Origin of the sequence: Mesorhizobium sp. B2-5-3 (assembly GCF_006441005.1) — a bacterium.
Lineage (GTDB): Bacteria > Pseudomonadota > Alphaproteobacteria > Rhizobiales > Rhizobiaceae > Mesorhizobium.
Genome location: NZ_VFUS01000005.1, coordinates 121,231 through 144,522 on the forward strand (window position 1 = coordinate 121,231; position 23,292 = coordinate 144,522).

The 23,292-nt window shown below is 64.3% G+C and carries 21 protein-coding genes; 10 read left to right on the top strand and 11 right to left on the bottom strand.

Annotated elements, in window-relative coordinates:
• Positions 1-15: 15 nt before the first annotated feature.
• From FJ867_RS13510 to FJ867_RS13540, 7 genes are all read right to left on the bottom strand, one after another.
• The gene (locus tag FJ867_RS13510) at positions 16-327 is read right to left on the bottom strand and encodes a formate dehydrogenase subunit delta (RefSeq protein ID WP_140817625.1); all 312 of its coding nucleotides are present in this window, start codon (positions 325-327) and stop codon (positions 16-18) included.
• A complete protein-coding gene (gene fdhD, locus FJ867_RS13515; protein ID WP_140664093.1) occupies positions 317-1,147 on the bottom strand; it encodes a formate dehydrogenase accessory sulfurtransferase FdhD in 831 nt (276 codons plus the stop codon). Before fdhD ends, FJ867_RS13510 begins: the two co-directional genes overlap by 11 nt.
• Before the next feature lie 128 nt (positions 1,148-1,275).
• Positions 1,276-4,185, bottom strand: coding sequence for a formate dehydrogenase subunit alpha (fdhF, locus tag FJ867_RS13520; protein WP_140817627.1), 2,910 nt, complete (start codon positions 4,183-4,185; stop codon positions 1,276-1,278).
• Between the two features lie 10 nt (positions 4,186-4,195).
• Positions 4,196-5,752 (bottom strand): NADH-quinone oxidoreductase subunit NuoF, encoded by a 1,557-nt coding sequence (locus FJ867_RS13525; protein WP_140580495.1) that lies wholly within the window; start codon positions 5,750-5,752, stop codon positions 4,196-4,198.
• Positions 5,749-6,228, bottom strand: coding sequence for a formate dehydrogenase subunit gamma (locus tag FJ867_RS13530; RefSeq protein WP_140564912.1), 480 nt, complete (start codon positions 6,226-6,228; stop codon positions 5,749-5,751). Before FJ867_RS13530 ends, FJ867_RS13525 begins: the two co-directional genes overlap by 4 nt.
• Before the next feature lie 132 nt (positions 6,229-6,360).
• Entirely contained in the window at positions 6,361-7,260 is a 900-nt protein-coding gene (locus FJ867_RS13535) for a LysR family transcriptional regulator (RefSeq protein WP_140523710.1), read from the bottom strand.
• Positions 7,261-7,352: 92 nt separating this feature from the next.
• Positions 7,353-7,730 carry a VOC family protein gene (locus tag FJ867_RS13540; RefSeq protein ID WP_140513034.1) on the bottom strand — a complete coding sequence of 126 codons (378 nt, stop codon included), beginning with the start codon at positions 7,728-7,730 and terminating at the stop codon, positions 7,353-7,355.
• A 209-nt stretch (positions 7,731-7,939) separates the two neighbouring features.
• Between FJ867_RS13540 and FJ867_RS13545 the strand changes: the two genes are divergently transcribed.
• From FJ867_RS13545 to FJ867_RS13555, 3 genes are all read left to right on the top strand, one after another.
• Entirely contained in the window at positions 7,940-8,581 is a 642-nt protein-coding gene (locus tag FJ867_RS13545) for a DUF47 domain-containing protein (RefSeq protein ID WP_140550195.1), read from the top strand.
• 3 nt (positions 8,582-8,584) lie between these two features.
• The gene (locus FJ867_RS13550; protein ID WP_140497030.1) at positions 8,585-9,589 is read left to right on the top strand and encodes an inorganic phosphate transporter; all 1,005 of its coding nucleotides are present in this window, start codon (positions 8,585-8,587) and stop codon (positions 9,587-9,589) included.
• A gap of 77 nt (positions 9,590-9,666) precedes the next feature.
• Positions 9,667-10,836: an Mrp/NBP35 family ATP-binding protein gene (locus tag FJ867_RS13555; RefSeq protein WP_140817629.1), complete on the top strand. Its 1,170-nt coding sequence runs from the start codon at positions 9,667-9,669 to the stop codon at positions 10,834-10,836.
• 35 nt (positions 10,837-10,871) lie between these two features.
• On the opposite strand, the gene FJ867_RS13560 is transcribed toward FJ867_RS13555, so the two are convergent.
• Positions 10,872-11,324 carry a carbon monoxide dehydrogenase subunit G gene (locus FJ867_RS13560; RefSeq protein WP_140497026.1) on the bottom strand — a complete coding sequence of 151 codons (453 nt, stop codon included), beginning with the start codon at positions 11,322-11,324 and terminating at the stop codon, positions 10,872-10,874.
• A gap of 151 nt (positions 11,325-11,475) precedes the next feature.
• Here FJ867_RS13560 and FJ867_RS13565 point away from each other — a divergent pair, with 151 nt between their 5' ends.
• From FJ867_RS13565 to FJ867_RS13585, 5 genes are all read left to right on the top strand, one after another.
• Positions 11,476-13,281, top strand: coding sequence for an IlvD/Edd family dehydratase (locus FJ867_RS13565; protein ID WP_140497024.1), 1,806 nt, complete (start codon positions 11,476-11,478; stop codon positions 13,279-13,281).
• Positions 13,282-13,523: 242 nt separating this feature from the next.
• The gene (locus tag FJ867_RS13570) at positions 13,524-14,342 is read left to right on the top strand and encodes a sulfurtransferase/chromate resistance protein (protein ID WP_140497022.1); all 819 of its coding nucleotides are present in this window, start codon (positions 13,524-13,526) and stop codon (positions 14,340-14,342) included.
• Positions 14,339-15,730 (top strand): chromate efflux transporter, encoded by a 1,392-nt coding sequence (gene chrA, locus FJ867_RS13575; RefSeq protein WP_140497020.1) that lies wholly within the window; start codon positions 14,339-14,341, stop codon positions 15,728-15,730. Before FJ867_RS13570 ends, chrA begins: the two co-directional genes overlap by 4 nt.
• A 19-nt stretch (positions 15,731-15,749) precedes the next feature.
• Complete coding sequence (locus FJ867_RS13580; RefSeq protein WP_140817631.1) at positions 15,750-16,133, top strand: VOC family protein; 384 nt, start codon at positions 15,750-15,752, stop codon at positions 16,131-16,133.
• A 107-nt stretch (positions 16,134-16,240) separates the two neighbouring features.
• Complete coding sequence (locus tag FJ867_RS13585) at positions 16,241-16,639, top strand: hypothetical protein (RefSeq protein ID WP_140497299.1); 399 nt, start codon at positions 16,241-16,243, stop codon at positions 16,637-16,639.
• A gap of 23 nt (positions 16,640-16,662) precedes the next feature.
• Here FJ867_RS13585 and FJ867_RS13590 read toward each other — a convergent pair whose 3' ends face one another.
• Together FJ867_RS13590 and FJ867_RS13595 are read right to left on the bottom strand one after the other, a co-directional pair.
• Positions 16,663-18,249, bottom strand: a complete 1,587-nt coding sequence (locus FJ867_RS13590) for a trimethylamine methyltransferase family protein (protein ID WP_140497016.1) — start codon at positions 18,247-18,249, stop codon at positions 16,663-16,665.
• A gap of 193 nt (positions 18,250-18,442) precedes the next feature.
• Positions 18,443-19,936 carry a PLP-dependent aminotransferase family protein gene (locus FJ867_RS13595; protein ID WP_140497014.1) on the bottom strand — a complete coding sequence of 498 codons (1,494 nt, stop codon included), beginning with the start codon at positions 19,934-19,936 and terminating at the stop codon, positions 18,443-18,445.
• Positions 19,937-20,196: 260 nt separating this feature from the next.
• Between FJ867_RS13595 and pgi the strand changes: the two genes are divergently transcribed.
• Both pgi and FJ867_RS13605 read left to right on the top strand, forming a co-directional pair.
• Positions 20,197-21,840, top strand: coding sequence for a glucose-6-phosphate isomerase (gene pgi, locus FJ867_RS13600; RefSeq protein WP_140497012.1), 1,644 nt, complete (start codon positions 20,197-20,199; stop codon positions 21,838-21,840).
• 5 nt (positions 21,841-21,845) lie between these two features.
• A complete protein-coding gene (locus FJ867_RS13605) occupies positions 21,846-22,568 on the top strand; it encodes an HAD family hydrolase (RefSeq protein ID WP_140497010.1) in 723 nt (240 codons plus the stop codon).
• Here the strand turns inward: FJ867_RS13605 and FJ867_RS13610 are convergent.
• Positions 22,542-23,288, bottom strand: a complete 747-nt coding sequence (locus FJ867_RS13610) for a methyltransferase (protein WP_181168361.1) — start codon at positions 23,286-23,288, stop codon at positions 22,542-22,544. The two genes, FJ867_RS13605 and FJ867_RS13610, sit on opposite strands and share 27 nt — an antisense overlap.
• Positions 23,289-23,292: the final 4 nt, after the last annotated feature.

The following is a 23,292-nucleotide window of genomic DNA, read 5'->3' on the forward strand; positions in this document are numbered from 1 at the left end:
GACGCGAACCAATGGCTATTTTTGCTGGGCGGCTACGTCGCCTGGGGGAAGCTTGAGCCCGAGCTTCAGATCGGCCTCGGCGGGCGAGACCGGCCGCTTGATCCTGGTCGAGGCAGCCACGACGAGTTCATCGAAGCCGTCGCCGCCGCTGTCCAGCATCTCGAAGAACTGACGCCGCATCCTCGGCTCCCAGAATTTGTTGATATGCTCGGCCACCCCGGCCACGCCTTCTTCGCGCGGCCTGGAGTGGAAAAAGACCGCGATCTGGTTGGCCATCCGCACCAGCTTCTCGCTGGTGCTCATGATGTGGTCTTCGTCATGCGACATGTTTGGCAACTCCGCGAACCACCCGGTCCGGATGGGTGAAAATGTCGAAATCGTCGCCCCGAACCAAGGCCACCAGCGTCATGCCGGCTTGTTCGGCGGTGCGGACGGCGAGCGCGGTCGGCGCAGAGACGGCAATGATGAAAGGCGAGCCGATCGTCGCCGTCTTCTGCACCATCTCGACGGAGACGCGCGACGTCACCACTACCGCGCCGGTCGCGCCGTCGATGCCGGCCTTGGCCAATGCACCGGCCAGCTTGTCCAGTGCGTTGTGACGGCCGACATCCTCGCGCGCAATGACGGTGCCCTTGCCGGGGATATAGAAGCCGGCGGCGTGCACCGCGCCCGTCTCGCTGTGCAGCGGCTGCATCCTGGAGAGAAGCTTGACGGAACGGACGATGTCGCCGGCATCAAGCGTAAGTTTAGACGCACCAACCGAATCGACCGCGCGCATCGCTTCCTCGATGGATTCGATGCCGCAGAGCCCGCAGCCAACCGGTCCGGCGAGCCTGCGCCGCCGCGCCTCGAAGCGCGTGTTGGCCTGGTCCTTCAGTCGAATCTGGATGTCGATGCCGGCGCCTAGATCCTCGACCTCGATCGCCTCGATCTCTTCGGGTGAAGCGATGATGCCTTCGGTCAGCGAGAAACCGAGCGCGAAATCCTTCAAATCGGCCGGGCTCGCCATCATCACCGCGTGCGCCGTGCCGGCAAAGGAGAACGCCACCGGCGTTTCTTCCGGCACCATGCGGCGGGCCGCTGCCGTGCCGCTGGCGCGGCGAGCGAGACGGGACATTTCGGTGATGGCGGGGCGTTTGCGGGTCACGAGACGCACCCCTCAAGCCTTTCCTCATCCCGGTCGATCGGGGAAGGGGTATCGAGTGAAGCTCGACGCAATGGTGGTCGATCAACCATCAAGATTGAAGCTCTTATTGTCGAATGTCTCGTCCAAGTCTACTCCGCCGCTTCCAGCGGGGCGATGCGGCGGCTGTTGCGCGCTTGCTCGTCATAGTCGCGTTGCCATTCCGATGGTCCGTTGGAGGCACCGACCTGCACCGCCGTCACCTTATATTCCGGACAGTTGGTCGCCCAGTCCGAAAAGTCCGTGGTGATGACGTTGGCCTGCGTGTCGGGATGGTGGAAGGTCGTATAGACCACGCCCGGTGACACCCTGTCGGTGATCTGCGCGCGCAGCGTCGTCTCGCCGGAGCGGCTGGTCAGCCGCACCCAGTCGCCGTCGCGCAGGCCACGGTTCTCGGCGTCGTGCGGATGGATCTCCAGCCGGTCCTCGGAGTGCCACATGATATTGTCGGTGCGCCGCGTTTGCGCGCCGACATTGTACTGCGACAGGATCCGGCCGGTGGTCAAAAGCAGCGGGAAGCGCGGCCCGGTTCGCTCGTCCGTCGCCACATATTCGGTGCGGATGAACTTGCCCTTGCCGCGCACGAAGCCGTCGACATGCATGATGGGGGTGCCGAGTGGCGCCTTCTCATTGCAGGGCCACTGCACCGACCCGACGCGGTCGAGCAACTCGAACGAGACGCCGGCGAAGCTCGGCGTCGTCTTGGCGATCTCGTCCATGATCTCGGACGGATGCATATAGTTCCAGTCGAGCCCGATGGCGCGGGCAAGCTCCTGCGTCGCTTCCCAGTCGGCGTAGCGCGCCTTCGGCTCCAGCACCTTGCGCACCATGTTGATGCGGCGCTCGGCATTGGTGAAGGTGCCGTCCTTCTCGAGGAAGGTCGAGCCCGGCAGGAACACATGCGCGTAGTTCGCCGTCTCGTTGAGGAAGAGATCGTGCACGACCACGCATTCCATCGCGGCCAGGCCGGCGGCGACATGCTTGGTGTCGGGGTCGGACTGCAGGATGTCCTCGCCCTGGATGTAGATGCCCTTGAAGGAGCCGTCGACGGCTGCATCCAGCATGTTGGGGATGCGCAGCCCCGGTTCGTCGTCCAGCTTCACGCCCCACAGGCTTTCATAGATGTCGCGCACCGCGTCGCCCGAGACATGGCGATAGCCTGGCAGTTCGTGCGGGAAGGAGCCCATGTCGCACGAGCCCTGCACGTTGTTCTGGCCGCGCAGCGGGTTCACGCCGACGCCCGGGCGACCGATATTGCCGGTGGCCATGGCGAGATTGGCAATCGCCATCACCGTGGTCGAGCCCTGGCTGTGCTCGGTGACGCCGAGGCCGTAGTAGATCGCCCCGTTGCCGCCCTTGGCGTAGAGACGTGCCGCACCGCGGATCAGTTCGGGATCGACGCCGGACAGCTTGCCGACGGTTTCGGGGCTGTTCTCCGGCAGGGCGACGAAGGACGCCCAGTCCTGGAATTCCGTCCAGTCACAGCGCTCGCGGATGAAGGCCTCGTCGAACAGGCCTTCGGTGACGATGACATGTGCCAGCGCCGTCAGCACGGCGACATTGGTGCCGGGCTTCAGCGGCAGGTGGTAGTCGGCTTCGACATGCGCCGACTTGACCATCTCGGTGCGGCGCGGGTCGAGCACGATCAGCTTGGCGCCCTGGCGCAGCCGCTTCTTCAGCCGCGAGGCGAAAACCGGGTGTGCGGAAGCCGGATTGGCGCCGATGATGACGGCGACGTCGGTGAATTCGACGGAATCGAAATCCTGCGTGCCGGCCGAGGTGCCGTAGGTCTGGCCGAGCCCGTAGCCGGTCGGCGAATGGCAGACGCGCGCGCAGGTATCGACATTGTTGTTGCGGAAGCCCTGGCGCACCAGCTTCTGGACCAGATAGGTCTCCTCATTGGTGCAACGCGACGAGGTGATGCCGCCGATCGCCGTACGTCCGTACTGGTACTGGATGCGGCGGAACTCCTTGGCCGTGTGGGCGATCGCCTCCTCCCAACTCACTTCGCGCCAGGGATCGCTGACCTTCTCGCGGATCATCGGCGACAGGATGCGGTCCTTGTGAGTGGCATAGCCATAGGCGAAGCGGCCCTTCACGCAGGAATGGCCGTGATTGGCCTTGCCCTCCTTGTAGGGCATCATGCGGATGACCTCGTCGTCCTTCACTTCGGCCTTGAACGAGCAGCCGACGCCGCAATAGGCGCAGGTGGTGACGGCCGAGCGTTCCGGCAGGCCCTTGGCGAGCACTGTCTTCTCGCGCAGCGCATCGGTCGGGCAGGCCTGCACGCAGGCGCCGCAGGACACGCATTCGGAAGCGATGAAATCCTCGTGCATGCCGGCGACCATGCGCGATTCGAAGCCGCGGCCCTCGATCGTCAGCGCGAAGGTGCCCTGCACCTCTTCGCAGGCCCGCACGCAACGCGAACAGACGATGCATTGCGCCGGATCATAGGTGAAATACGGATTGGATTCGTCACGCGCGACGTAGTCGACGGCCAGCGAGCCGTGGCCGGGCGCGACGCCATCCTCCTTGACGTGATTGCGGCCTTCGACGCCGTAGCGGTTCTCGGTCAGGCCAACCGACTTCGCCACCGCGTCGAACTCACTGGCGCCGGTGCCGGCCTTCTCGTTCCAGCCCACCGGATGGTCGGAGACATAGAGCTCCATGACGCCGCGGCGAATGGCGTCGAGCCGTTCCGACCGCGTGCGCACCACCATGCCTTCGCCGACAGGCGTCGTGCAGGACGCCGGCGTGCCGCCGCGCCCTTCGATCTCGACCAGGCAAACGCGGCAGGAACCGAACGAGTCCAGCATGTCCGTGGCGCATAGCTTCGGGATCTCGACCCCGCTTTCCATCGCGGCGCGCATGATCGACGTGCCTTCCGGCACGCTGATGCTGCGGCCGTCGACGGTCAGCGTGATCCGCTTCTCAGCCTTCGATTGCGGAGTTCCGTAATCGATCTCTTCGATAAGCGTCGGGAAGTCGGCCTTGATGTTCATCTGCCAGCTCCTATTCAGCAGCCACGCGCGCCGGCGCGGGCTTGAAATCCTCGGGGAAATGCGTGATCGAGCTCATCACCGGGTAGGCCGTGAAGCCGCCCAGCGCGCAGAGCGATCCGAACTTCATCGTGTTGCAGAGATCGGTAACCAGGGCGAGGTTCTTCTCCGGCTCTATGCCGGCGGCGAGCCTGTCGATGGTCTCCACCCCGCGCGTCGAGCCGATGCGGCAGGGCGTGCACTTGCCGCAGCTTTCGATGGCGCAGAACTCCATGGCGAAGCGCGCCTGCTTCAGCATGTCGGCGGTGTCGTCGAATACGGTGATGCCGGCATGGCCGATCAGTCCATCGCGCTTGGCGAATTCCTCATAGTCGAACGGTGTGTCGAACAGCGCGCGCGGAAAATAGGCGCCGAGCGGACCGCCGACCTGCACCGCCTTCACCGGCCGGCCGGTGGCCGTGCCGCCGCCGATATCGTCGATGATTTCGCCCAGCGTCATGCCGAAAGCCGCCTCGAACAGGCCACCGCGCTTGACGTTGCCGGCGATCTGGATCGGGATCGTGCCGCGCGAGCGGCCCATGCCGAAATTCTTGTAGTAGGCGGCGCCCTTGTCCATGATGACGGGCACCGAAGCCAGCGAGATGACGTTGTTGATCACCGTCGGCTTGCCGAAAAGGCCCTGGATTGCCGGCAGCGGCGGCTTGGCGCGCACCACGCCGCGTTTGCCTTCCAGGCTGTTCAGAAGCGAGGTCTCCTCGCCGCAGACATAGGCGCCCGCGCCGACGCGGATCTCCATGTCGAAGGCGGTGGCCGAACCGAGCACGCTGACGCCGAGCACGCCGGCCTTGCGGGCGACCTCGACGGCCTTGTTCATGACCGCCACCGCATGCGGATATTCCGAGCGGATGTAGACGAAGCCCTTGGTCGCGCCGGTGGCGATGCCGGCGATCGCCATGCCTTCGATCAGCACGAAGGGATCGCCCTCCATGATCATGCGGTCGGCGAAGGTGGCGCTGTCGCCCTCGTCGGCGTTGCAGACGATGTATTTGCGCTCGGATGTCGTATCGAGCACGGTCTTCCATTTGATGCCGGTCGGGAAGCCGGCGCCGCCGCGGCCGCGCAGGCCGGACTCCGTAACCTGGCTGACGATCTCTGCCGGGGCCATGGCCACCGCGTTCTGCAGGCCCTTCAGCCCGCCAAGCGACTTATAGGCGTCGAGTGACAGCGGGTCGTTGATGCCGCAGCGCGCGAAGGTCAGACGGGTCTGCTTGGCCAGGAACGGGATCTTGTCCGGCGCGCCCAGCCAGCGCTTGTGATGGCCGCCGGTGAGAAAGCCATTGTCGAACAGGCTCTTGACGTCGGACGGCTTCACCGGCCCGTAGGCGACGCGGCCGTTTGCTGTGGCGACCTCGACCATAGGCTCTAGGAAATAGGCGCCGCGCGACCCGTTGCGGACGATCTTGGCCTCAACGCCGCGCTCGGCGAGTTCAGCGCGAACTGCCTTGGCGACCCTTTCGGCACCGAGCGCCAGCGCGCCGGAGTCGCCGGGAATGTAGATGCGCGGGATCATGAGCGCACCTTTGCGACGATTTCTTCGATCTTCTCGTTGTCGAGCCGCCCGATCACCTCGCCATCGAGCATCGCCGAGGGCGAGCAGGCGCACAGCCCGAGGCAATAAACCGGCTCCAGGGTCACCGAACCGTCTTTCGCCGTCTCGTGGAAATCAATGCCGAGCAATTGCTTGATCCTGGCGGCGACCACGTCGGAACCCATCGACTGGCAAGCTTCGGCCTGGCAGAGCTTGAGCACATGCCGGCCTGCCGGGCGGGCGCGGAAATCGTGATAGAAGGTGACGACGCCGTGCACCTCTGCTCTGGAAAGGTTCAGTCCGTCGGCAATGACCGGGAGTGCTGCCTGCGGCACATGGCCGAACTCTTCCTGAATGTTATGGAGGATCGGCAGCAGCGGACCTTCGAGATATTTCAGCTCCTGGATGATCGCGGCCGTGCGCGATGCGATCTCGGTACTTGCAGGCTGCATCGTCACGCAGCGCCCTCCCTGGTCGGTGGCTTTATCGCTAAGTCTTTACAAAATCAGGAGAAACCCCTGAAATCAATAAAGCTGATCCGTCGCTCGATAGAAATTTTCTATCGAGCTCCAGCGCCTGCATTCCCTAACCTACCGGTGGGCGCGGAAATCGTCTGCAAGCGCCATCGCCTCGTCCAGCAGCGCCGAAACCAGCGGCGTATGCGGTTCGCGCAACGCGGCCACCAGCCCGACCGTGTGGCTGGCGTCCGGCTCGACGATCGGGATAGCCCTGATAGGTTCGGAAAAGCCGAACGTTTCCGTGAGGTTGAGCGGCATGATCGAGGACCATTTGCCCGTGCGGATATGCGAGAACAGCACGATCATCGAATTGGATTCCAGCGTCGGCCGGACCTCGACACCGGCCTCGGCCAGGTGCTGGTCGATGATGCGGCGGTTCTGCATGTCCGGGGTCAGCAGGCAGAGCGGCAGGTGGCTGATCTCGGCCCATGTCACCTTGTCGCGGTCGGAATAGGGGTTTCCGATGGCGGTGATCAGCTGATAGCGCTCATCGTAGAGTGGTACGCTGGTCACTCGTCCGAGCGGTTCGTTGTCGAGATAGGTGATGCCGGCGTCTATATCGAAATTGCCGAGCAGCGACAGCACTTCGATCGAGGTCCGGGACAGTACCGAGAAGGTGACGCCGGGGTGTTTTTCGCGGAATGGCGTCGTCAGCCGCGCCACCATGGCGAGCGCGGTGGGAATGGCGGCGATGCGGATACGTCCCGACAAGCCGTGCCGCGCCGCCCGCATCTCCTCGCGCATGGTTCTGGTATCGCCGACGATGCGGCGCGCCCACACCAGCACCTGCTTGCCCTCCGGGGTCAGGCCCTGGAAGCGCGAGCCGCGCAGGACCAGCATCACGCCCAGCTGACCCTCAAGTTGCTTGATGCCGGCCGACAAGGTGGGCTGGGTGACGCCGCACACTTCGGCAGCCCGCCCGAAATGCTCTTCCTTGGCCAGCGCGATGAAAAATTCCAGCTTGTCGATCATATCTGAAGCTAACCGCCGCCGCCGCACCGCGCCAGAGGGCTGCCGGCCACTGCGATGTCGATCGCCCCAAGCCGATGCTTGATCGCAGAAACCTATCGGTCGACGAGATTGAGGATGTTGCCGTCCGGATCCTTGAACCAGGCGACCTTCATGCCGTGACCGACATGGATGTCGCCTTCCAGTGTCAGGCCGGGCATCTCGTAGTGCTCGAACGCAACGCCTTTCGATTTCAGCCCGCTGACGACGGTGTCGATCTCATCGCCGACCGTCCACGTCACCGCCGTCGCCTTGTTGGTTCCGGCGAACTGAGAGCGATAGACATTGATCGTGGTGTCGCCGCTTTTGTACACGATCAGTTCGCCACCCTCGTCATGCACCTGTTTCAGGCCGAGCGTCCCCTCGTAGAAAGCCTTTGCCTTCGCCAGCTCTTTCACCGCGAGGTTGGCCGTCGCGTTGCTGTTTGCAAGCATGATCGTTTCTCCTTCGCTGCTTGTCGTCCCCGGCGTCTCCTTGGAAATAGGTCGCTCCGGTCGCTTGACGACCCCCGCTTTGCCGGCGGCCAGCCAATTGCGAGCGGTGCCTGCAATTGGCTGCATCCACATCTTTCAGCCGGCTTACTGTTCCCCATGGGCGCGTGCGGCGCTATGTGGATGGAACTGGTGCGCCGGGAGGGACGAACATGCTGGGCTGGTTCCGCAAGCTGTTGCCGCGCGAAGATCGCTTCTTCGACCTGTTCGAGCGGCATTCCCGCACGGTGGTCGGTGGCGCGGAGGCCCTGCAGCAGCTCCTCCTGGGCAAGGACATCGAGCATTGGTGCCAAAAGATCGTCGATCTCGAGGACGAGGCCGACCATATCACCGCCGAAGTCCTGCTTGCCGTGCGGCGCTCATTCATCACGCCTTTCGACCGCGGCGATATCAAGGACCTGATCCAGTCGATGGATGACGCCATCGACATGATGCACAAGACCGTCAAGACGGTGCGGCTGTTCGAGAAGAGGGAATTCGATCCGCTGATGCAGGAAATGGGCGCCGTCATTGTCGATGCCGCCAGGCTCGTCGCGGAGGCGATCCCGCTGCTGGCCAAGGTCGGCGCCAACAGTGCGCGCTTGAACGAACTCGCCGAGGAAGTCATGCGTGCCGAAGGCCGAGCCGACGATCTGCATGAGCAGGGCCTGAAGGATCTCTTCAGGCGGCACGGCCGCAGCGATGCGATGGCCTATCTGATCGGCTCGGAGATCTATGGCCAATTGGAGAAGGTGGTCGACCGCTTCGAGGACGTCGCCAACGAGATCAGCGGCATCGTCATCGAGAACGTCTAGGCGATGGAAGTCGCGATCGCCTTTCCCCTGCTGGTCGGCCTTGTCGCCGTCGCGCTGTTCTTCGATTTCCTCAACGGCCTGCACGACGCCGCCAACTCGATCGCCACCATTGTCTCGACCCGGGTGCTGAGACCGCATTACGCGGTGTTCTGGGCGGCCTTCTTCAATTTCATCGCCTTCATGTTCTTTGGCCTCCATGTCGCCGAAACCGTGGGCAAAGGTATCATCGATGCAAGCATCGTCACCCCGGCGGTGATCTTCGCCGCCCTGGTCGGCGCCATCGTCTGGAACATCGTCACCTGGATCGCCGGCATCCCATCGAGCAGTTCGCATGCGTTGATCGGCGGATTGGTGGGGGCAGGCGTCGCAAAGGCCGGCACGGGTGCCATCGTCTGGGCGGGGCTCGGCAAGACGGTCGCCGCCATCGTCCTGTCGCCGGCGACGGGCTTTGTCCTGGCGCTTCTCCTGATCCTGGTGGTTTCCTGGCTGTTCGTGCGCCAGACGCCGTTTGCCGTCGACAGTACCTTCCGTGTCATGCAGTTCTTTTCCGCCTCCCTCTATTCGCTCGGTCATGGCGGCAACGATGCGCAAAAGACCATGGGCATCATCGCCGTGCTGCTCTATTCCCAAGGCATGCTCGGAACGGATTTCTACGTGCCGCTCTGGGTGGTCCTGACTTGCCAGTCGGCATTGGCGCTGGGCACGCTGTTCGGCGGTTGGCGCATCGTCCACACGATGGGCTCGAAGATCACCAGGCTCAACCCGATGCAGGGATTCTGCGCCGAGACCGGCGGCGCCATCACCCTCTTCGCCGCGACATGGCTCGGTGTTCCGGTTTCGACCACGCACACCATCACCGGCGCCATCATCGGCGTCGGCGCCGCCCGCCGTGTCTCGGCGGTGCGCTGGGGCATAGCCGGCAACATCGTCATCGCATGGGTCGTCACCTTGCCGGCGACGGCGGCGATTTCTGCACTGACCTATCTGGCGGTTCGCCTGGCAGGCTGATGTCGCGGCCTGGCGCTTGGAGCCGCCGGCGATCTGCACTATGTGAGCAGCAGCCGAACGCCAGGGAAGCAACAGCCATGTCCGTCACCAAGGAAACCGTCATCGAGCGCCTGAAAACGGTCAATGGCCCCGATTTCACCGGCAACATCGTCGACCTCGGCATGGTTTCCGAGATTTTCATCGCCGATTCGAAAGTGTTCTTCTCGATCACCGTTCCGGCCGCCAGGGCGCAGGAGATGGAGCCATTGCGCGCCGCGGCCGAGCGTGTCGTGAAAGCTATTCCTGGTGTCGCCGGCGCCGTCGTCACCTTGACGGCGGAGAAGAAGGGCGGCGGCATGGAGGCGCCTGTCGCGGCGCGCCCGGCGCCACGTCCCGCCCCGCCCGTTGCCGCGCCGCGCCCGGCGCCCCATGCGCCTGCCTCGCACAGCCAGGGCAAGCGCGGCGTGCCCGGCATCGAGGCGATCATCGCGGTTGCGTCCGGCAAGGGCGGTGTCGGCAAGTCGACCACAGCCGTCAATCTGGCCCTCGGCCTCGCCGCCAACGGGCTGAAAGTGGGCGTGCTCGATGCCGACATCTATGGCCCGTCCATGCCAAGGCTGCTCAACATCCGCGGCCGGCCGCAGACCGTCGACGGCAAGATCCTGAAACCGATGCAGAATTACGGTCTCAAGGTGATGTCGATGGGCTTCCTCGTCGACGAGGAAACGCCGATGATCTGGCGCGGGCCGATGGTGATGTCGGCGCTGACGCAGATGCTGCGCGAAGTCGAATGGGGGCCACTCGACGTGCTCGTCGTCGATATGCCCCCTGGCACCGGTGACGCCCAGCTCACCATGGCCCAGCAGGTGCCGTTGGCCGGCGCGGTCATCGTCTCGACGCCGCAGGATCTGGCCCTGATCGATGCTCGCAAGGGCCTCAACATGTTCAGGAAAGTCGACGTGCCGCTGCTCGGCATCGTCGAGAACATGAGCTATTTCCTCGCCCCCGACACCGGCAAGCGCTACGACATCTTCGGCCATGGCGGCGCACGCCGTGAGGCCGAGCGCCTCGGCGTCACCTTCCTTGGCGAGGTGCCGCTGGAGATGGGCATTCGCGAAAGCTCGGATGAAGGTGCGCCGGTGGTGGCATCGAAGCCCGACAGTGCCGAAGCGAAGATCTATCGCGATATCGCTTCGAAGGTCTGGGACAGGGTCAACGAAGAGCGCGGCGCGGCCGCGGACGCCGTGCCGAGCATCGTCTTCGAGTAATGTCGTCCAGGGGCGCTAACGCTGGATAGACCAGCCTAAGCAGCCCCCACCTTCTCGCCGAAGCTCGAAAAGAACTGTCCCGCCAATTTCTTCGAGGTCGATTCGATCAGCCGACTGCCGAGCTGGGCGATCTTGCCGCCGACTTCGGCCTTGGCAGCGTATTTGAGCACCGTCGCGTCCGCCCCATCCTCGGTCAGCGTCACGTCGGCGCCGCCCTTGGCGAAGCCGGCGATGCCGCCCTTGCCTTCGCCCTGGATCGTGTAGGCATGCGGGGGATTGAGATTTCTCAGCGTCACCTCGCCGTTGAAGGTCGCCTTGATCGGGCCGATCTTCAGCACCACCGTCGCCGCCATCTCGGTCGGCGACTTCATTTCGAGGCTCTGGCAGCCGGGGATGCTTTCTCTCAGCACCGCCGGATCGTTCAGCGCTTCCCAAACTTTCTGGAGGGGTGCGGCGATGCGCTCCTCGCCCTCGATCACCAAAGCCATCAGAACCTCCCGGACGACCAATGTCGGATTGTTGGTAGCGTGCGGCCCGATTGATGTCTATCGCACCAAAGTCCGGATTCAGATCACGCGTGCCCCTTGCCTGCATCCGCGCGTTGTCATATCGATTTGTCATACAAATACGGAGACCATGATGGCTGGCGCCCCCACAGGAAAGAAAAAGTTTCGCTCGCAGGAGTGGTTCGACAACCCCGACAATCCGGGCATGACGGCACTTTATCTGGAGCGCTACCTGAATTACGGGCTGACGCGCGCCGAACTGATGTCGGGCAAGCCGCTGATCGGCATTGCCCAGACCGGTTCCGACCTGTCGCCTTGCAATCGCCACCACATCGAGCTCGCCAAACGCGTGCGCGAAGGCATCGTCTCGATGGGCGGCATTCCTTTCGAATTCCCGTGCCACCCGATCCAGGAGACCGGCAAGCGCCCGACCGCAGCTCTCGACCGCAACCTTGCCTATCTCAGCCTGGTAGAAGTGCTCTATGGCTATCCGCTTGACGGCGTCGTGCTCACCATCGGCTGCGACAAGACGACGCCGGCGCTGTTGATGGCGGCGGCGACCGTCAACATTCCGGCCATAGCGCTGTCGGTCGGTCCGATGCTTAACGGCTGGCACAAGGGCAAGCGCACCGGTTCGGGCACCATCGTCTGGGAATCGCGCCAGCGCCTGTCGGCCGGCGAGATCGGCTACGACGAGTTCATGGACATCGTCGCCTCCTCGGCGCCGTCCACCGGCTACTGCAACACCATGGGCACCGCCACCACCATGAACTCGCTGGCCGAGGCGCTCGGCATGCAGCTGCCGGGTTCGGCCGCGATTCCGGCTCCTTATCGCGAGCGCGGCCAGATCGCCTACGAGACGGGAAAACGCATCGTCGATATGGTGCACGAGGATTTGAAGCCCTCCGACATCATGACGCGCAAGGCGTTCGAGAACGCCATCGTCGTCAATTCGGCGATCGGCGGCTCCACCAACGCGCCGATCCATCTCAACGCCATCGCCCGCCATCTCGGCGTGCCGCTCGACAATGACGACTGGCAGAAGATCGGCCTCGACGTGCCGCTCATCGTCAATCTCCAGCCGACGGGCGAATATCTGGGCGAGGACTACCATCACGCGGGCGGCGTGCCGGCCGTGGTGGCGGAGCTCATGAAAGCCGGGCTGCTGCCGCATCCGGATGCTCTGACCGCCAACGGCAAGACAATGGGCGACAATTGCCGCGATGCCGTCAACGAGAACCGCGAGGTCATCCGCACTGTCGCCGAGCCGCTGAAGGCCAATGCCGGCTTCATCAATCTCAAGGGCAATCTGTTCGATTCGGCAATCATGAAGACCAGCGGCATCTCGCCCGAATTCCGCGAGCGCTATCTCTCCAACCCGAAGGACCCCGAGGCCTTCGAGGGCAATGCCATGGTCTTCGACGGTCCGGAGGATTACCACGCCCGCATCGACGACCCGGCGCAAGGGATCGACGAGCACACCATCCTGTTCATGCGCGGCGCCGGTCCGGTCGGCTATCCCGGCGGCGCCGAGGTCGTCAACATGCAGCCGCCGGCCTATCTCATCAAGAAGGGCATCCACGCGCTGGCCTGCATCGGCGACGGCCGCCAGTCCGGCACGTCAGGCTCGCCCTCCATCCTCAACGCCTCGCCGGAAGCCGCCATCGGCGGGGGGCTTGCGTTGCTCAAGACAGGCGACCGCGTTCGCATCGACCTGAAAAAGGGCACGGCCAACATTCTCGTCACCGATGACGAGATCACCCGCCGCCGCGCCGAGCTGCAGAACAATGGCGGCTACCATTATCCCGAGCACCAGACACCATGGCAGGAAATCCAGCGCGGTATGGTCGACCAGTTCTCGGGCGGCATGGTGCTGAAACCGGCGGTGAAATACCAGGACGTCGCTCATACGAAGGGCGTGCCCCGGGACAATCACTGATTATTCCCCGGACAATCATCGATCGTTTCAAGCGATAATTGACGGATAGCGATCGCCGATCGGCGGCCTGATCGGCCGCCGGTCGTCTTTCCGTTTCGCGGCCTGCCACAGGCCGGGGACATTGCGTCCTTGACAAGCCTGCCCAACAAATCCACCATCGCTGCAAGGGGTTCATCGCGACGACCCCGTGAGGCGTCAGCCCAACGTTCGCGTCCAGGCTTCTCTTTCAGGAGGTGGACGCCATGCCGTCAACAACCGCTGTCACCGTGCCGCAACTGATCCGTATGGTCGGTTTGCCGGGCGCGCCTGCAATCCTCGATATCCGTACCGAGGACGACTACAACGCCGATCCACGTTTGCTGCCGGCGTCGTACCGGCGCGATTTCAAAACCGTCCAGACTTGGGCAGCCGACTTCGCCGGTGGCCGCGTGGCGGTCGTCTGCCAGCAGGGAAAAAAGCTCTCGCAAGGCGTCGCCGCATGGTTGCGTCATGAAGGGATTGCCGCCGAATCGCTCGAAGGCGGCTTCGAAGCCTGGCGGGACGCCCACGGCCTTCTGGTCCGTGCCGACAGGATGCCGCCTCGTGACGACAAGGGCCGCACCGTCTGGGTGACGCGGGCCCGGCCCAAAGTCGATCGCATTGCCTGCCCCTGGCTGATCCGCCGTTTCGTCGATCCTCAAGCGGTCTTCCTGTTCGTCGACGCCGCGGAAGTGCCCGATGTCGCCGATCGTTTTCAGGCCGTGCCTTTCGACATCGACAATGCGTTCTGGAGCCATCGCGGCGAGCGCTGCACCTTCGACACGATGCTCGAGGAGTTCGGGCTCGAATCCGAAGCGCTCGACCGCCTCGCCGTGATCGTGCGCGCAGCCGACACGGCCAGCCTCGACCTGGTTCCGCAGGCGGCGGGATTTCTCGCCGCCTCGCTTGGCTTGTCGCGCATGTTTCGCGATGACCTGCAACAATTGGATGCCGGCATGCTGCTTTACGACGCGTTCTTCCGCTGGTGCCGCGATGCCACCGACGAAACGCACAATTGGCCGGCCGGGGCGAAGGCGTCATGAGCTCCCTCCTTTCCGAGGAAAGTGCTGACCTCATCGAGGCGCCTGCGGTCCCGAGCTTCCGCGAGGCCACGAAACTCTGGGCGAAGATCGGGTTGCTCAGTTTCGGCGGACCGGCTGGGCAGATCGCGCTCATGCACAGGGAATTGGTCGAGGAAAAGCGCTGGATCGGCGAGCAGCGTTTCCTGCATGCGCTGAACTACTGCATGCTGCTGCCTGGCCCCGAGGCCCAGCAACTCGCCATCTACATCGGCTGGCTGCTGCACAAGACGATCGGCGGTCTTGTCGCCGGCATCCTCTTCGTCGTGCCCGGGGCGGTCGTCATGCTGACCTTGAGCATCCTCTATGCGCTCTATGGCGATGCGCCGCTGGTCGACTCGCTGTTTTTCGGGGTGAAGGCGGCGGTGCTGGCGATCGTGGTCGAGGCCGTGATCCGCATCGGCCGGCGCGCCTTGAAGAACCGGGTTATGGCGGCGATCGCGCTTTGCGCCTTTGTCGGCATCTACGTGCTCAACGTCCCCTTTCCGCTCCTCGTCCTGTTTGCAGGACTGGTGGGATGGGTCGGAAACGGCATCGCGCCGGCCCTGTTTTCTGGCGCCGCGCATGGCAAGGACGAAGCTCCCGACGCCACGGGCGCGGTCGATCTGATGTTCGAGCGCGGCGAACTGGCCCACACCAGGCCGACGCGATGGCACGCGCCGCGCACCATCGCGATCTGGCTGCCGATCTGGCTTGGACCGGTTGTGCTGATCTGGGCGTTCACATCGGCAAACAGCGTCTGGACGCAGATCGGCGGCTTCTTCAGCCTCATGGCGGTCGTCACTTTCGGCGGCGCCTATGCCGTTCTGGCCTATGTCGCGCAAGCGGCCGTCGGTTCTCTTGGCTGGCTTGCGCCAGGCGAAATGGTCGATGGCCTGGGCCTTGCCGAAACCACGCCAGGACCGCTCATCCTGGTCCTGCAGTTCGTCGGCTTCCTTGCAGGCTTGCGCCATTCCGGATCGCCATATCCGTTGTTTGCCGGATCGCTTGGAGCGCTGCTTACGCTGTGGGTTACCTTCACGCCGTGCTTCTTCTGGATATTCCTCGGCGCGCCCTACATCGAGGCGCTGCGCGGCAACAAGGCATTGTCGGCGGCATTGGGCGCGATCACCGCGGCGGTCGTCGGCGTCATCATGAATCTGGCCCTGTGGTTCGCCTTGCACGTCATCTTCCGCGACGTGCGCGCGACGGGGCTCGGAATGGAGATGCCGGTGCTGTCCTCGATCGACTGGCGTGCCGCGCTGCTGTCCTGCGCTACCATGATCGCCATCCTCAAGCTGAAAATCGGCATGCTGCCGACGCTTGCCGGATCGGCCCTGGCGGGTGTCTTATTGCTTGCGGCGAGTGGGTAGCTTCGGCACGGAGGAGACCATGGAAACGGTCAACGTTCGCTATATCGTCAATGACGTCGACAGGGCGATCGCCTTCTACCGCGACCATCTCGGCTTCACGGTCGCCATGCACCCGGCGCCGTCCTTCGCCATGCTTTCCAGGGGCAACCTGCGGCTTCTGCTCAATGCCGCTGGCGGCCCTGGTGGGGCGTCGCAGCCGATGCCCGACGGCAGCGTGCCCGAACCCGGCGGCTGGAACCGCATTCAGATCGAGGTGGAGGATCTCGAAGGCGTGGTTTACAAGCTGAAAACTGCCGGCCAGGCTTTCAGGAACGAAATCGTCGAGGGCATGGGCGGCAGCCAGATATTGCTGCGGGACCCATCCGGCAATCTGGTGGAACTGTTCGAATCGGGGCGCAGATAATGCGTCCCTGTCACGAATAGCCAGCTGACATGGGCAGAAACCACCTGCACGGCATTTGCATTCCGTTGCCAGGCCACTCAATTTGCTGGGAAACAGATTGGACCATGATGGCCAAACGACGCTCTTCCCTCGGTTTCCTCGGCATGTTCGGCCGTTCAAGCGACCTCAGGCAGCTCGATGCCGCATTGCGCGGAGCCGACTTGCATCCCGCCCTTGTGCCGGAGGGCGTAAAGCTCACCATCGTCAACCTGATGAAGGATCACTGGCCCGACGAGCCGCCGCCGCAGGCTTATGCGCAAGTGGCGTGTTTGTTCAGCTATTGTATTGCTGGGCCTGAGGCATTCGAGCGCTCTCATGGCGCGCAGCCGCGGCAGGACGTGGAGCGTCGGATAGAGGCCGCGGTCGATGCCGGAGACAGTTTCGACGCCCAGATCGTGCTGATGGCGCTACACGCCAAGCTGGTCAATACCGAGGTCGTCGAACATTATGGGCTGAGCGCGGATTAACCTATTTTCAAAGGGGGGCGTTCTCAGCCGCCCATGCCGTTGCGCGGCAGCTTGATCATGTCGCCGAAGCGGGCGCGCAGCCTGTCGTCGAGCGGCTTCGGCACATGGCGCGGGAAGCGTTCGGCGAGGATGCGCTTCTTCTCGACGATCGCCCGCTGCAATATGTCGGGTCGGCCCTTCTCGTTCCATTCCTTCGGCGAAAACCGGTCGCCGACGGCGGGGTAGAAATATTCGGTCTGCATCAGCTTCAGCGTCTGCTCGTTGCCGAGATAGTGGCCCGGGCCTTTCAGGCAGACATCAGCAATGGTGTCGATCGACAGCGCGTCGTCCGTCACCTCGATGCCGCGCACGCAGCGCAGGCAATGGCCCAGCATGTCGTTGTCGATGATCAGGCTTTCCAGGCAGAAGCCGAGCAGGGACGCATGCATGCCGGCCGATTCGTAGACCAGGTTGAGGCCGGAAAGGCCGGCCATCACATTGGTAATGCCTTTTTCATAGCCGGACTGGATGTCGGGCAGTTTCGAATCCGTCATGCCTGCGGCCGAACCGCCTGGCAGGTCGTAGAACTGCGCCATCTGCGCGCAGGCCGCGGTCAGCACCGCCTGTTCGGCCGAGCCGCCGGACATGGCGCCGGTGCGCAGATCCGACACGAACGGCCAGGTACCGAAGATCGCCGGATGGCCCGGCTTGATGGTGTTGACATAGACAAGGCCGGCCAGCACTTCGGCCACGGCTTGCACCACCGCACCCGCGATCGCCGCCGGAGCGGTGGCCCCGGCCTGTCCGGCCGAAAGCAGCAGGATCGGGATGCCGCCTTCGACGCAGGCCTCGAGCACGCCGCAGGCGTCCTCGGCGAATTTCATCGGCGGCACGACGAAACAGTTGGAGTTCGACACGAACGGCCGGGCCCGGAAATTCTCCTCGCCACCGGCGATCGCGTAGAGCATTTCGAGCGCCGGTTGCACGTTCTCCCGCACCGTGAAGGACGTGCCGACATGCTTGGACGTGCCCATCACGCAGGCATAGAGCGTGTTGAAGTCCATTTCGAGCGGATCGGGAATGTCGCGCGGCACCATGGGCCGCTGGAAGAAATGGATGTTGTCGAGCCCGTCGACGATGCGCGCGGCATCATAGATGTCCTGCAGCAAGGATTCGCGATACTCGCGCTTCTCGACGTCGACAAGATGCACGGCAGCACCCGCCGTGCCGTAATGCACGCGCTTGCCCTGGATCACCATGTCGTGCTTCGGGTCCTGGCCGTGCAGCGTGAAATGCCGCGCCGCCCGCTTGATCGTGTCGAGCACCAGTGCGCGCGGGAAACGGATACGGCCGTCGTCGCCATGGCTGGCGCCGGCCTTGGTCAGCGCCTCGATGCAGGACGGGATTGCGTTGGCGAAGCCGACCGTCTCCAGCAGGGTCAGCACCGCTTCGTGGATGCGCTCGCAATCAGTGCCGCGCAGGGGGCCATAGCTCCCCCCCTCAAGGCCGGCGCGAACCGGCCTGATGTCGTCGGCGAGCGGCGCCGCCCGCATGGCGCGACGCGCTTCGCGTCCGCCGGAGCGGCGCGAACGCTGGTCGGCCGCTTCCTGCTTTTCGACAGCCACTGACATGGAAGCACTCCACCTTTTCTCGGAAGCAGGGCGGCGGTTGGTCCACCATCGGCTGCTTCGTCCCCTTTAGGCCTCGACTATGCCGCCGGCATTGGCACAGCCTATGAGCCAGCCGGTCCGGTTGCATATGCCAGTGCTAAAGAAGCAGGAGCCGCTGTTGCGCGGCTCCCGGGAGGTGGTCAGGCCCAGGTGATCAGGCGGCGGCCGGCCTGCGGCCCGCGGCGGTTGCAAGTTCGCGGATACCGGGCTCGATATGCTGCAGCGCGATCGAGGAGATGCCCAAGCGCATGAAACGCGAAGGCTTTTCGGTGCGGTCGAAGAAGCGGTCGCCCGGCTCGATGATGACGCTGCGCGAGGCGGCGGCCTCGGCCAGTCCGCGGGAATCGGTGCCGCGCGGTCCCTCCAGCCACAGCGACGTGCCGCCGGCCGAGTCGGTCGAACGCCACTCGGGCAGGAAAGCGGAAATCGCATGGACCAGGCGCTTGCGCCGCTCGTCGAAGGCGCTCGACAGCCGCCGCACCAGCGCTTCGTGGTGGCCGAGCGACAGGAACAGCGCGACCGCGCGCTGGTTGTTGGCCGGCGGATGGCGCAGCATGAAGCGGCGCAGCGCCCTGAGTTCGGCGATTAGTCCAGCCGAGGCCACGATGTAGCCAAGCCGCAGGCCCGGAGCCAGCGTCTTCGACATCGAGCCGACATAGATGACGCGGCCCGAGCGGTCGAGGCTCTTCAAGGCCTGCTGCGGCGCCTCGTCGAGAAGCTGGCTGTCATAGCCGTCCTCGATGATGATCTGGTTGTAGCGGTTGGCGCGCGCCAGAAGGTCCTGCCGGCGTTCCGCCGACAGCGGCACCATGGTCGGGCAATGATGGCTGGGCGTGACGAAGACAAAGCCGGAATCGTTGGGAATCGAAGAGGTTACGATGCCGGACTGGTCGACCGGCACCGGCTGGATGTCGGCGCCGGCGAGCCGGAAGATCGAGCGTGCGTCGGGGTAGCCCGGATCCTCCATCGCCACCTTCGAGCCCTTGGTCATCAAAAGCGTCGCCAGCATGTAGAGCGCGTTCTGGGCGCCCAGCGTGACGATGATCTCGTCGGGGTTGGCGAAGATGCCGCGCCTGGGCAGCAGCCGCGCCTGGATCTGCTCGATCAGCAGCGGATCGTCGCGATCGACCATGTCGGAGGCCCAGTTGCGGATCTCCAGCACGGCAAGCGCCATGCGGTTGCACTCGCGCCACTCGGCGGTCGGGAACAGCGCCGGATCGAACTGGCCATAGACGAAGGGGTAGGACGACTTGATCCAGTTCTCGTGCTTGGCTGGCGGCGGCATGTCGCTGGCCGCGATCTGCCGGCGTGCCTTCCAGTCGATCTCGTTGGCCTGGTCGGGCGCCTTCTGGTGCGGCTTGGCCGGCGTCGCCAAAACGTCGGGATTGACGAAATGGCCGCGCCGCTCGCGCGCCACCAGGAAGCCCTGGTCGACCAGTTGCTGGAAGGCCAGCACCACGGTTCCGCGCGCCACGCCGAGTTTTTCGGCCAATATCCGGCATGACGGAAGCGGCATCGAAGCGGCGATCTGGCGGTCGAGAATAGCGGCCACGATCGCCTGGCGGATCTGTGCCTGCAAAGTCTGGCCGGATTCGGCCGAAATCCGGAACAGGCCGGACCATATGGCCGTGTCGTTGCGCTGTGGCATGGGAAATGTTCCTCGATGGCCAGCTTTTTTCGTTTGGCTGGACCAGTCGAATGTAACGGTGGCACAAGGGGTTGCGCCAATCAATTTTTCTGATCTTTGGGATTTATGCCAGTGATCTTTCGGCCTTCGCATCCCGTGTAACGCAGTGCGTCATCGCCGCGTATTGACCGGACGGAATTCGGCTCAATAGTTTGGCGCGACGACACGCGCCGGAAACATCCGGTCTGCTAAGATAATTTAACAGTCCCAGGAGCCCGCCGGTGGATCAGTCAGCCTTCCAAAAACAGCTTGCCGCCTTGCGCGACCATCGCGCCGCGGCAGCCGGCGATATGCGCCAGGCCTTCGCCGCCGATCCGCAGCGGTTCAAGACGTTCTCCGCCAGCGACGGCGACCTGTTGCTCGACTGGTCGAAATGCGCCGTCGATGCGCGCACGATGGACCTGCTGGAGAATCTGGCTGACGCCGCCGATCTCGAAGGCCGCCGCGCCGCCATGTTCGCCGGCAAGAAGATCAACGTTACAGAGGGCCGCGCTGTTCTGCACACCGCCCTGCGCAACCTGACCGGCAAGGGCATCGTGCTCGACGGGCAGGATGTGAAGGCGGAGGTCATCGCCGTATTGGACGCGATGGGCGCCTTCGCCGACGCGGTGCGTTCCGGCAAGGCGACAGGCGCCACCGGCAAGAAGATCACCGACATCGTCAATATCGGCATCGGCGGCTCCGATCTCGGCCCGGCCATGGCGACGTTGGCGCTGGCGCCCTATCATGACGGTCCGCGCGCGCACTATGTCTCCAACATCGACGGCGCCCATATCCACGACACGCTGAAGGGTCTTTCCGCCGAGAGCACGCTTTTTATCGTCGCCTCCAAGACCTTCACCACGGTCGAAACGATGACCAATGCGCAGACGGCGCGCGACTGGGTCCAAAAGGCGCTCGGCAAGGAAGCGATCGGCAAGCACTTCGCCGCTGTCTCGACGGCACTCGACCTGGTGGCGAAGTTCGGCATCGAGCCGGACCGCGTCTTCGGCTTCTGGGATTGGGTCGGCGGCCGCTATTCTGTGTGGGGCGCCATCGGCCTTCCCGTGATGATCGCCATTGGTCCACGCGATTTCCGCGCCTTCCTCGATGGCGCGCACGAAATGGACGAACACTTCCGCACAGCGCCGCTGGCCAAAAACCTGCCGGTGCTGCTTGGCCTTGTCGGCTGGTGGCATCGCGTCGTTTGCAAATACCCGGCCCGCGCGGTCATCCCCTATGACCAGCGCCTGTCCAGGCTGCCGGCCTATCTCCAGCAGCTCGACATGGAATCGAACGGCAAGAGCGTCACCCTGGACGGCGGCCCCGTGGCGACGCCGACCGGGCCGCTGGTCTGGGGCGAGCCCGGCACCAATGGCCAGCACGCCTTCTTCCAGCTCCTGCACCAGGGAACCGATTTCATTCCGGTCGAATTCCTCGCCGCGGCGAACGGCCACGAGCCGGAGCTGAAGCACCATCACGACCTGCTGCTCGCCAACTGCCTGGCGCAGTCGGAAGCCTTCATGAGGGGCCGCACGCTGGAGGAAGCGCGCGCGCAGATGCTGTCCAAGGGCATGAAGCCGGCCGATGTCGATCGCATTGCCCCGCACCGCGTCTTCTCCGGCAACCGGCCCTCGGTGACCATTCTTTATCGCAAGCTCGACCCGCGCACGCTCGGCCGCCTGATCGCTCTCTACGAACACCGCGTCTTCGTCGAGGGAACGCTGTTCGACATCAACTCCTTCGACCAGTGGGGCGTCGAGCTCGGCAAGGAACTGGCCACCGGCCTTCTGCCAGTCGTGGAAGGCAAGGAAAGTGCCGCAAAGCGGGATGCCTCGACCGCCGGCCTGGTGGAACACATCCACCAATTGCGTGGTTCGGAGTGACTGAGTTGGCAGACATCAAGGGAATATTGTTCGACAAGGACGGAACGCTTGTCGACTTCAATGCGACCTGGCTCGGGGTTGCCGACTTCATGGCCATGGACGCCTCCGAAGGCGACCGCTGGAAGGCCGACAGGCTGCTTGCGGCCGCGGGCTTCGATTTCGCCAACAGGCGCTTCAAGCCCGACTCCATCTTTGCCTCCGGCACCAATCTCGACGTCGTCGAATTGTGGTTTCCGCGCCTGTCCGATGAAGACCAGATGCTGGCCGTCGCCCGCTTCAACCAGATCACCTCGGTGCAGGGCTCGGCGATGGCGGTGGCTCTGCCGGGCATCGTCGAAACGCTCGGCACCTTGCACGCAAGGTCCTATCGGCTCGGCGTCGCCACCAACGATTCGACCAGCGGCGCGGAAAAAACGCTGGTAACGCTCGGCGTCGCGCAGCTGTTCGACGCCGCCTACGGCTATGACGCGGTGGCCAATCCCAAGCCGGCGCCGGATACGATCCAGGCCTTCTGCGATCTCACCGGCCTGAAGCCGACGCAGGTCGCCATGATCGGCGATAACCGCCACGATCTCGAAATGGCTCGTGCCGGCGGCTGCGGCCTGGCGGTCGGCGTGCTCTCCGGCACCGGCACGCGTGAATCTCTGGCCGGAATTGCCGACGTGATCCTGGATTCGGTTGTCGACCTGCCGGATTTCCTTTCAGCGCGGGTCAAGGAGACGATCTGATCTCGTCGCTAGCGGCGTCTCGGCTTCGAAGGAAAAGACGCCGCTCGGCCTGCTTGCGGCGCCCTTCGCGTCGCCGAAATCCGGCACCTGATATTCGGCGAGCAGCCTGAGCCGCGACAATGGTAGATCGGCGCGGCGCGGGTCGCCGATCAGGACCTCGACGCCAGCGGCAAGGCAGCGGTCGAGGAAGGGGATCATGCGTTGGGTGACATCGGGTCCGTAGAACACGTCGCCAGCCAGCACAAGGTCGACCGCTGGTGGCGGACCGGTGGTAATGTCTTTGCAGATCACCGAGATCGTGACGCCGTTGTCTTTTGCATTGAGACCGAGCGCGGCGACGCCGTTTCGGTCGATCTCGGCGGCGATCACTTCGCGGGCCCCGGCCTTCGCGGCAGCGATGCCGACAATGCCGGAACCGGCACCAAGGTCGAGCACGCGGCGTCCCCCCACGGTCATCGGATGGTCGAGGACATAGCGCGCGAGCACGGTGCCGCCGGCCCATGCGTAGGCCCAGTAGGGCGGTTGTGGCTCCGGTGCATCTTCCGCATCGCCTTCGGGCTCGACGAGCCGTCTCAATCCGCTGCTGGGGTGCGCCGTGTAAAACCGGATTTCTGGAAGCGCAGGCGCAGGGACAAGGCGCATGTTGGCCTTGATGAACTCGGCCGGGTCGAGGCGCTGGCGCCGGTCCGGCGCATCGTCGCCGGCAAGATCGTGGTCCAAGCCG

Bases quoted from the DNA above. Each gene is read 5' to 3' on its own strand.
- FJ867_RS13510 (WP_140817625.1), bottom strand. From the start codon at position 327: ATGTCGCATGACGAAGACCACATCATGAGCACCAGCGAGAAGCTGGTG.
- fdhF (WP_140817627.1), bottom strand. From the start codon at position 4,185: ATGAACATCAAGGCCGACTTCCCGACGCTTATCGAAGAGATCGATTAC.
- FJ867_RS13525 (WP_140580495.1), bottom strand. From the start codon at position 5,752: ATGATCCCGCGCATCTACATTCCCGGCGACTCCGGCGCGCTGGCGCTC.
- FJ867_RS13535 (WP_140523710.1), bottom strand. From the start codon at position 7,260: ATGATCGACAAGCTGGAATTTTTCATCGCGCTGGCCAAGGAAGAGCAT.
- FJ867_RS13540 (WP_140513034.1), bottom strand. From the start codon at position 7,730: ATGCTTGCAAACAGCAACGCGACGGCCAACCTCGCGGTGAAAGAGCTG.
- FJ867_RS13545 (WP_140550195.1), top strand. From the start codon at position 7,940: ATGCTGGGCTGGTTCCGCAAGCTGTTGCCGCGCGAAGATCGCTTCTTC.
- FJ867_RS13550 (WP_140497030.1), top strand. From the start codon at position 8,585: ATGGAAGTCGCGATCGCCTTTCCCCTGCTGGTCGGCCTTGTCGCCGTC.
- FJ867_RS13555 (WP_140817629.1), top strand. From the start codon at position 9,667: ATGTCCGTCACCAAGGAAACCGTCATCGAGCGCCTGAAAACGGTCAAT.
- FJ867_RS13560 (WP_140497026.1), bottom strand. From the start codon at position 11,324: ATGGCTTTGGTGATCGAGGGCGAGGAGCGCATCGCCGCACCCCTCCAG.
- FJ867_RS13565 (WP_140497024.1), top strand. From the start codon at position 11,476: ATGGCTGGCGCCCCCACAGGAAAGAAAAAGTTTCGCTCGCAGGAGTGG.
- FJ867_RS13570 (WP_140497022.1), top strand. From the start codon at position 13,524: ATGCCGTCAACAACCGCTGTCACCGTGCCGCAACTGATCCGTATGGTC.
- chrA (WP_140497020.1), top strand. From the start codon at position 14,339: ATGAGCTCCCTCCTTTCCGAGGAAAGTGCTGACCTCATCGAGGCGCCT.
- FJ867_RS13580 (WP_140817631.1), top strand. From the start codon at position 15,750: ATGGAAACGGTCAACGTTCGCTATATCGTCAATGACGTCGACAGGGCG.
- FJ867_RS13585 (WP_140497299.1), top strand. From the start codon at position 16,241: ATGGCCAAACGACGCTCTTCCCTCGGTTTCCTCGGCATGTTCGGCCGT.
- FJ867_RS13590 (WP_140497016.1), bottom strand. From the start codon at position 18,249: ATGTCAGTGGCTGTCGAAAAGCAGGAAGCGGCCGACCAGCGTTCGCGC.
- FJ867_RS13595 (WP_140497014.1), bottom strand. From the start codon at position 19,936: ATGCCACAGCGCAACGACACGGCCATATGGTCCGGCCTGTTCCGGATT.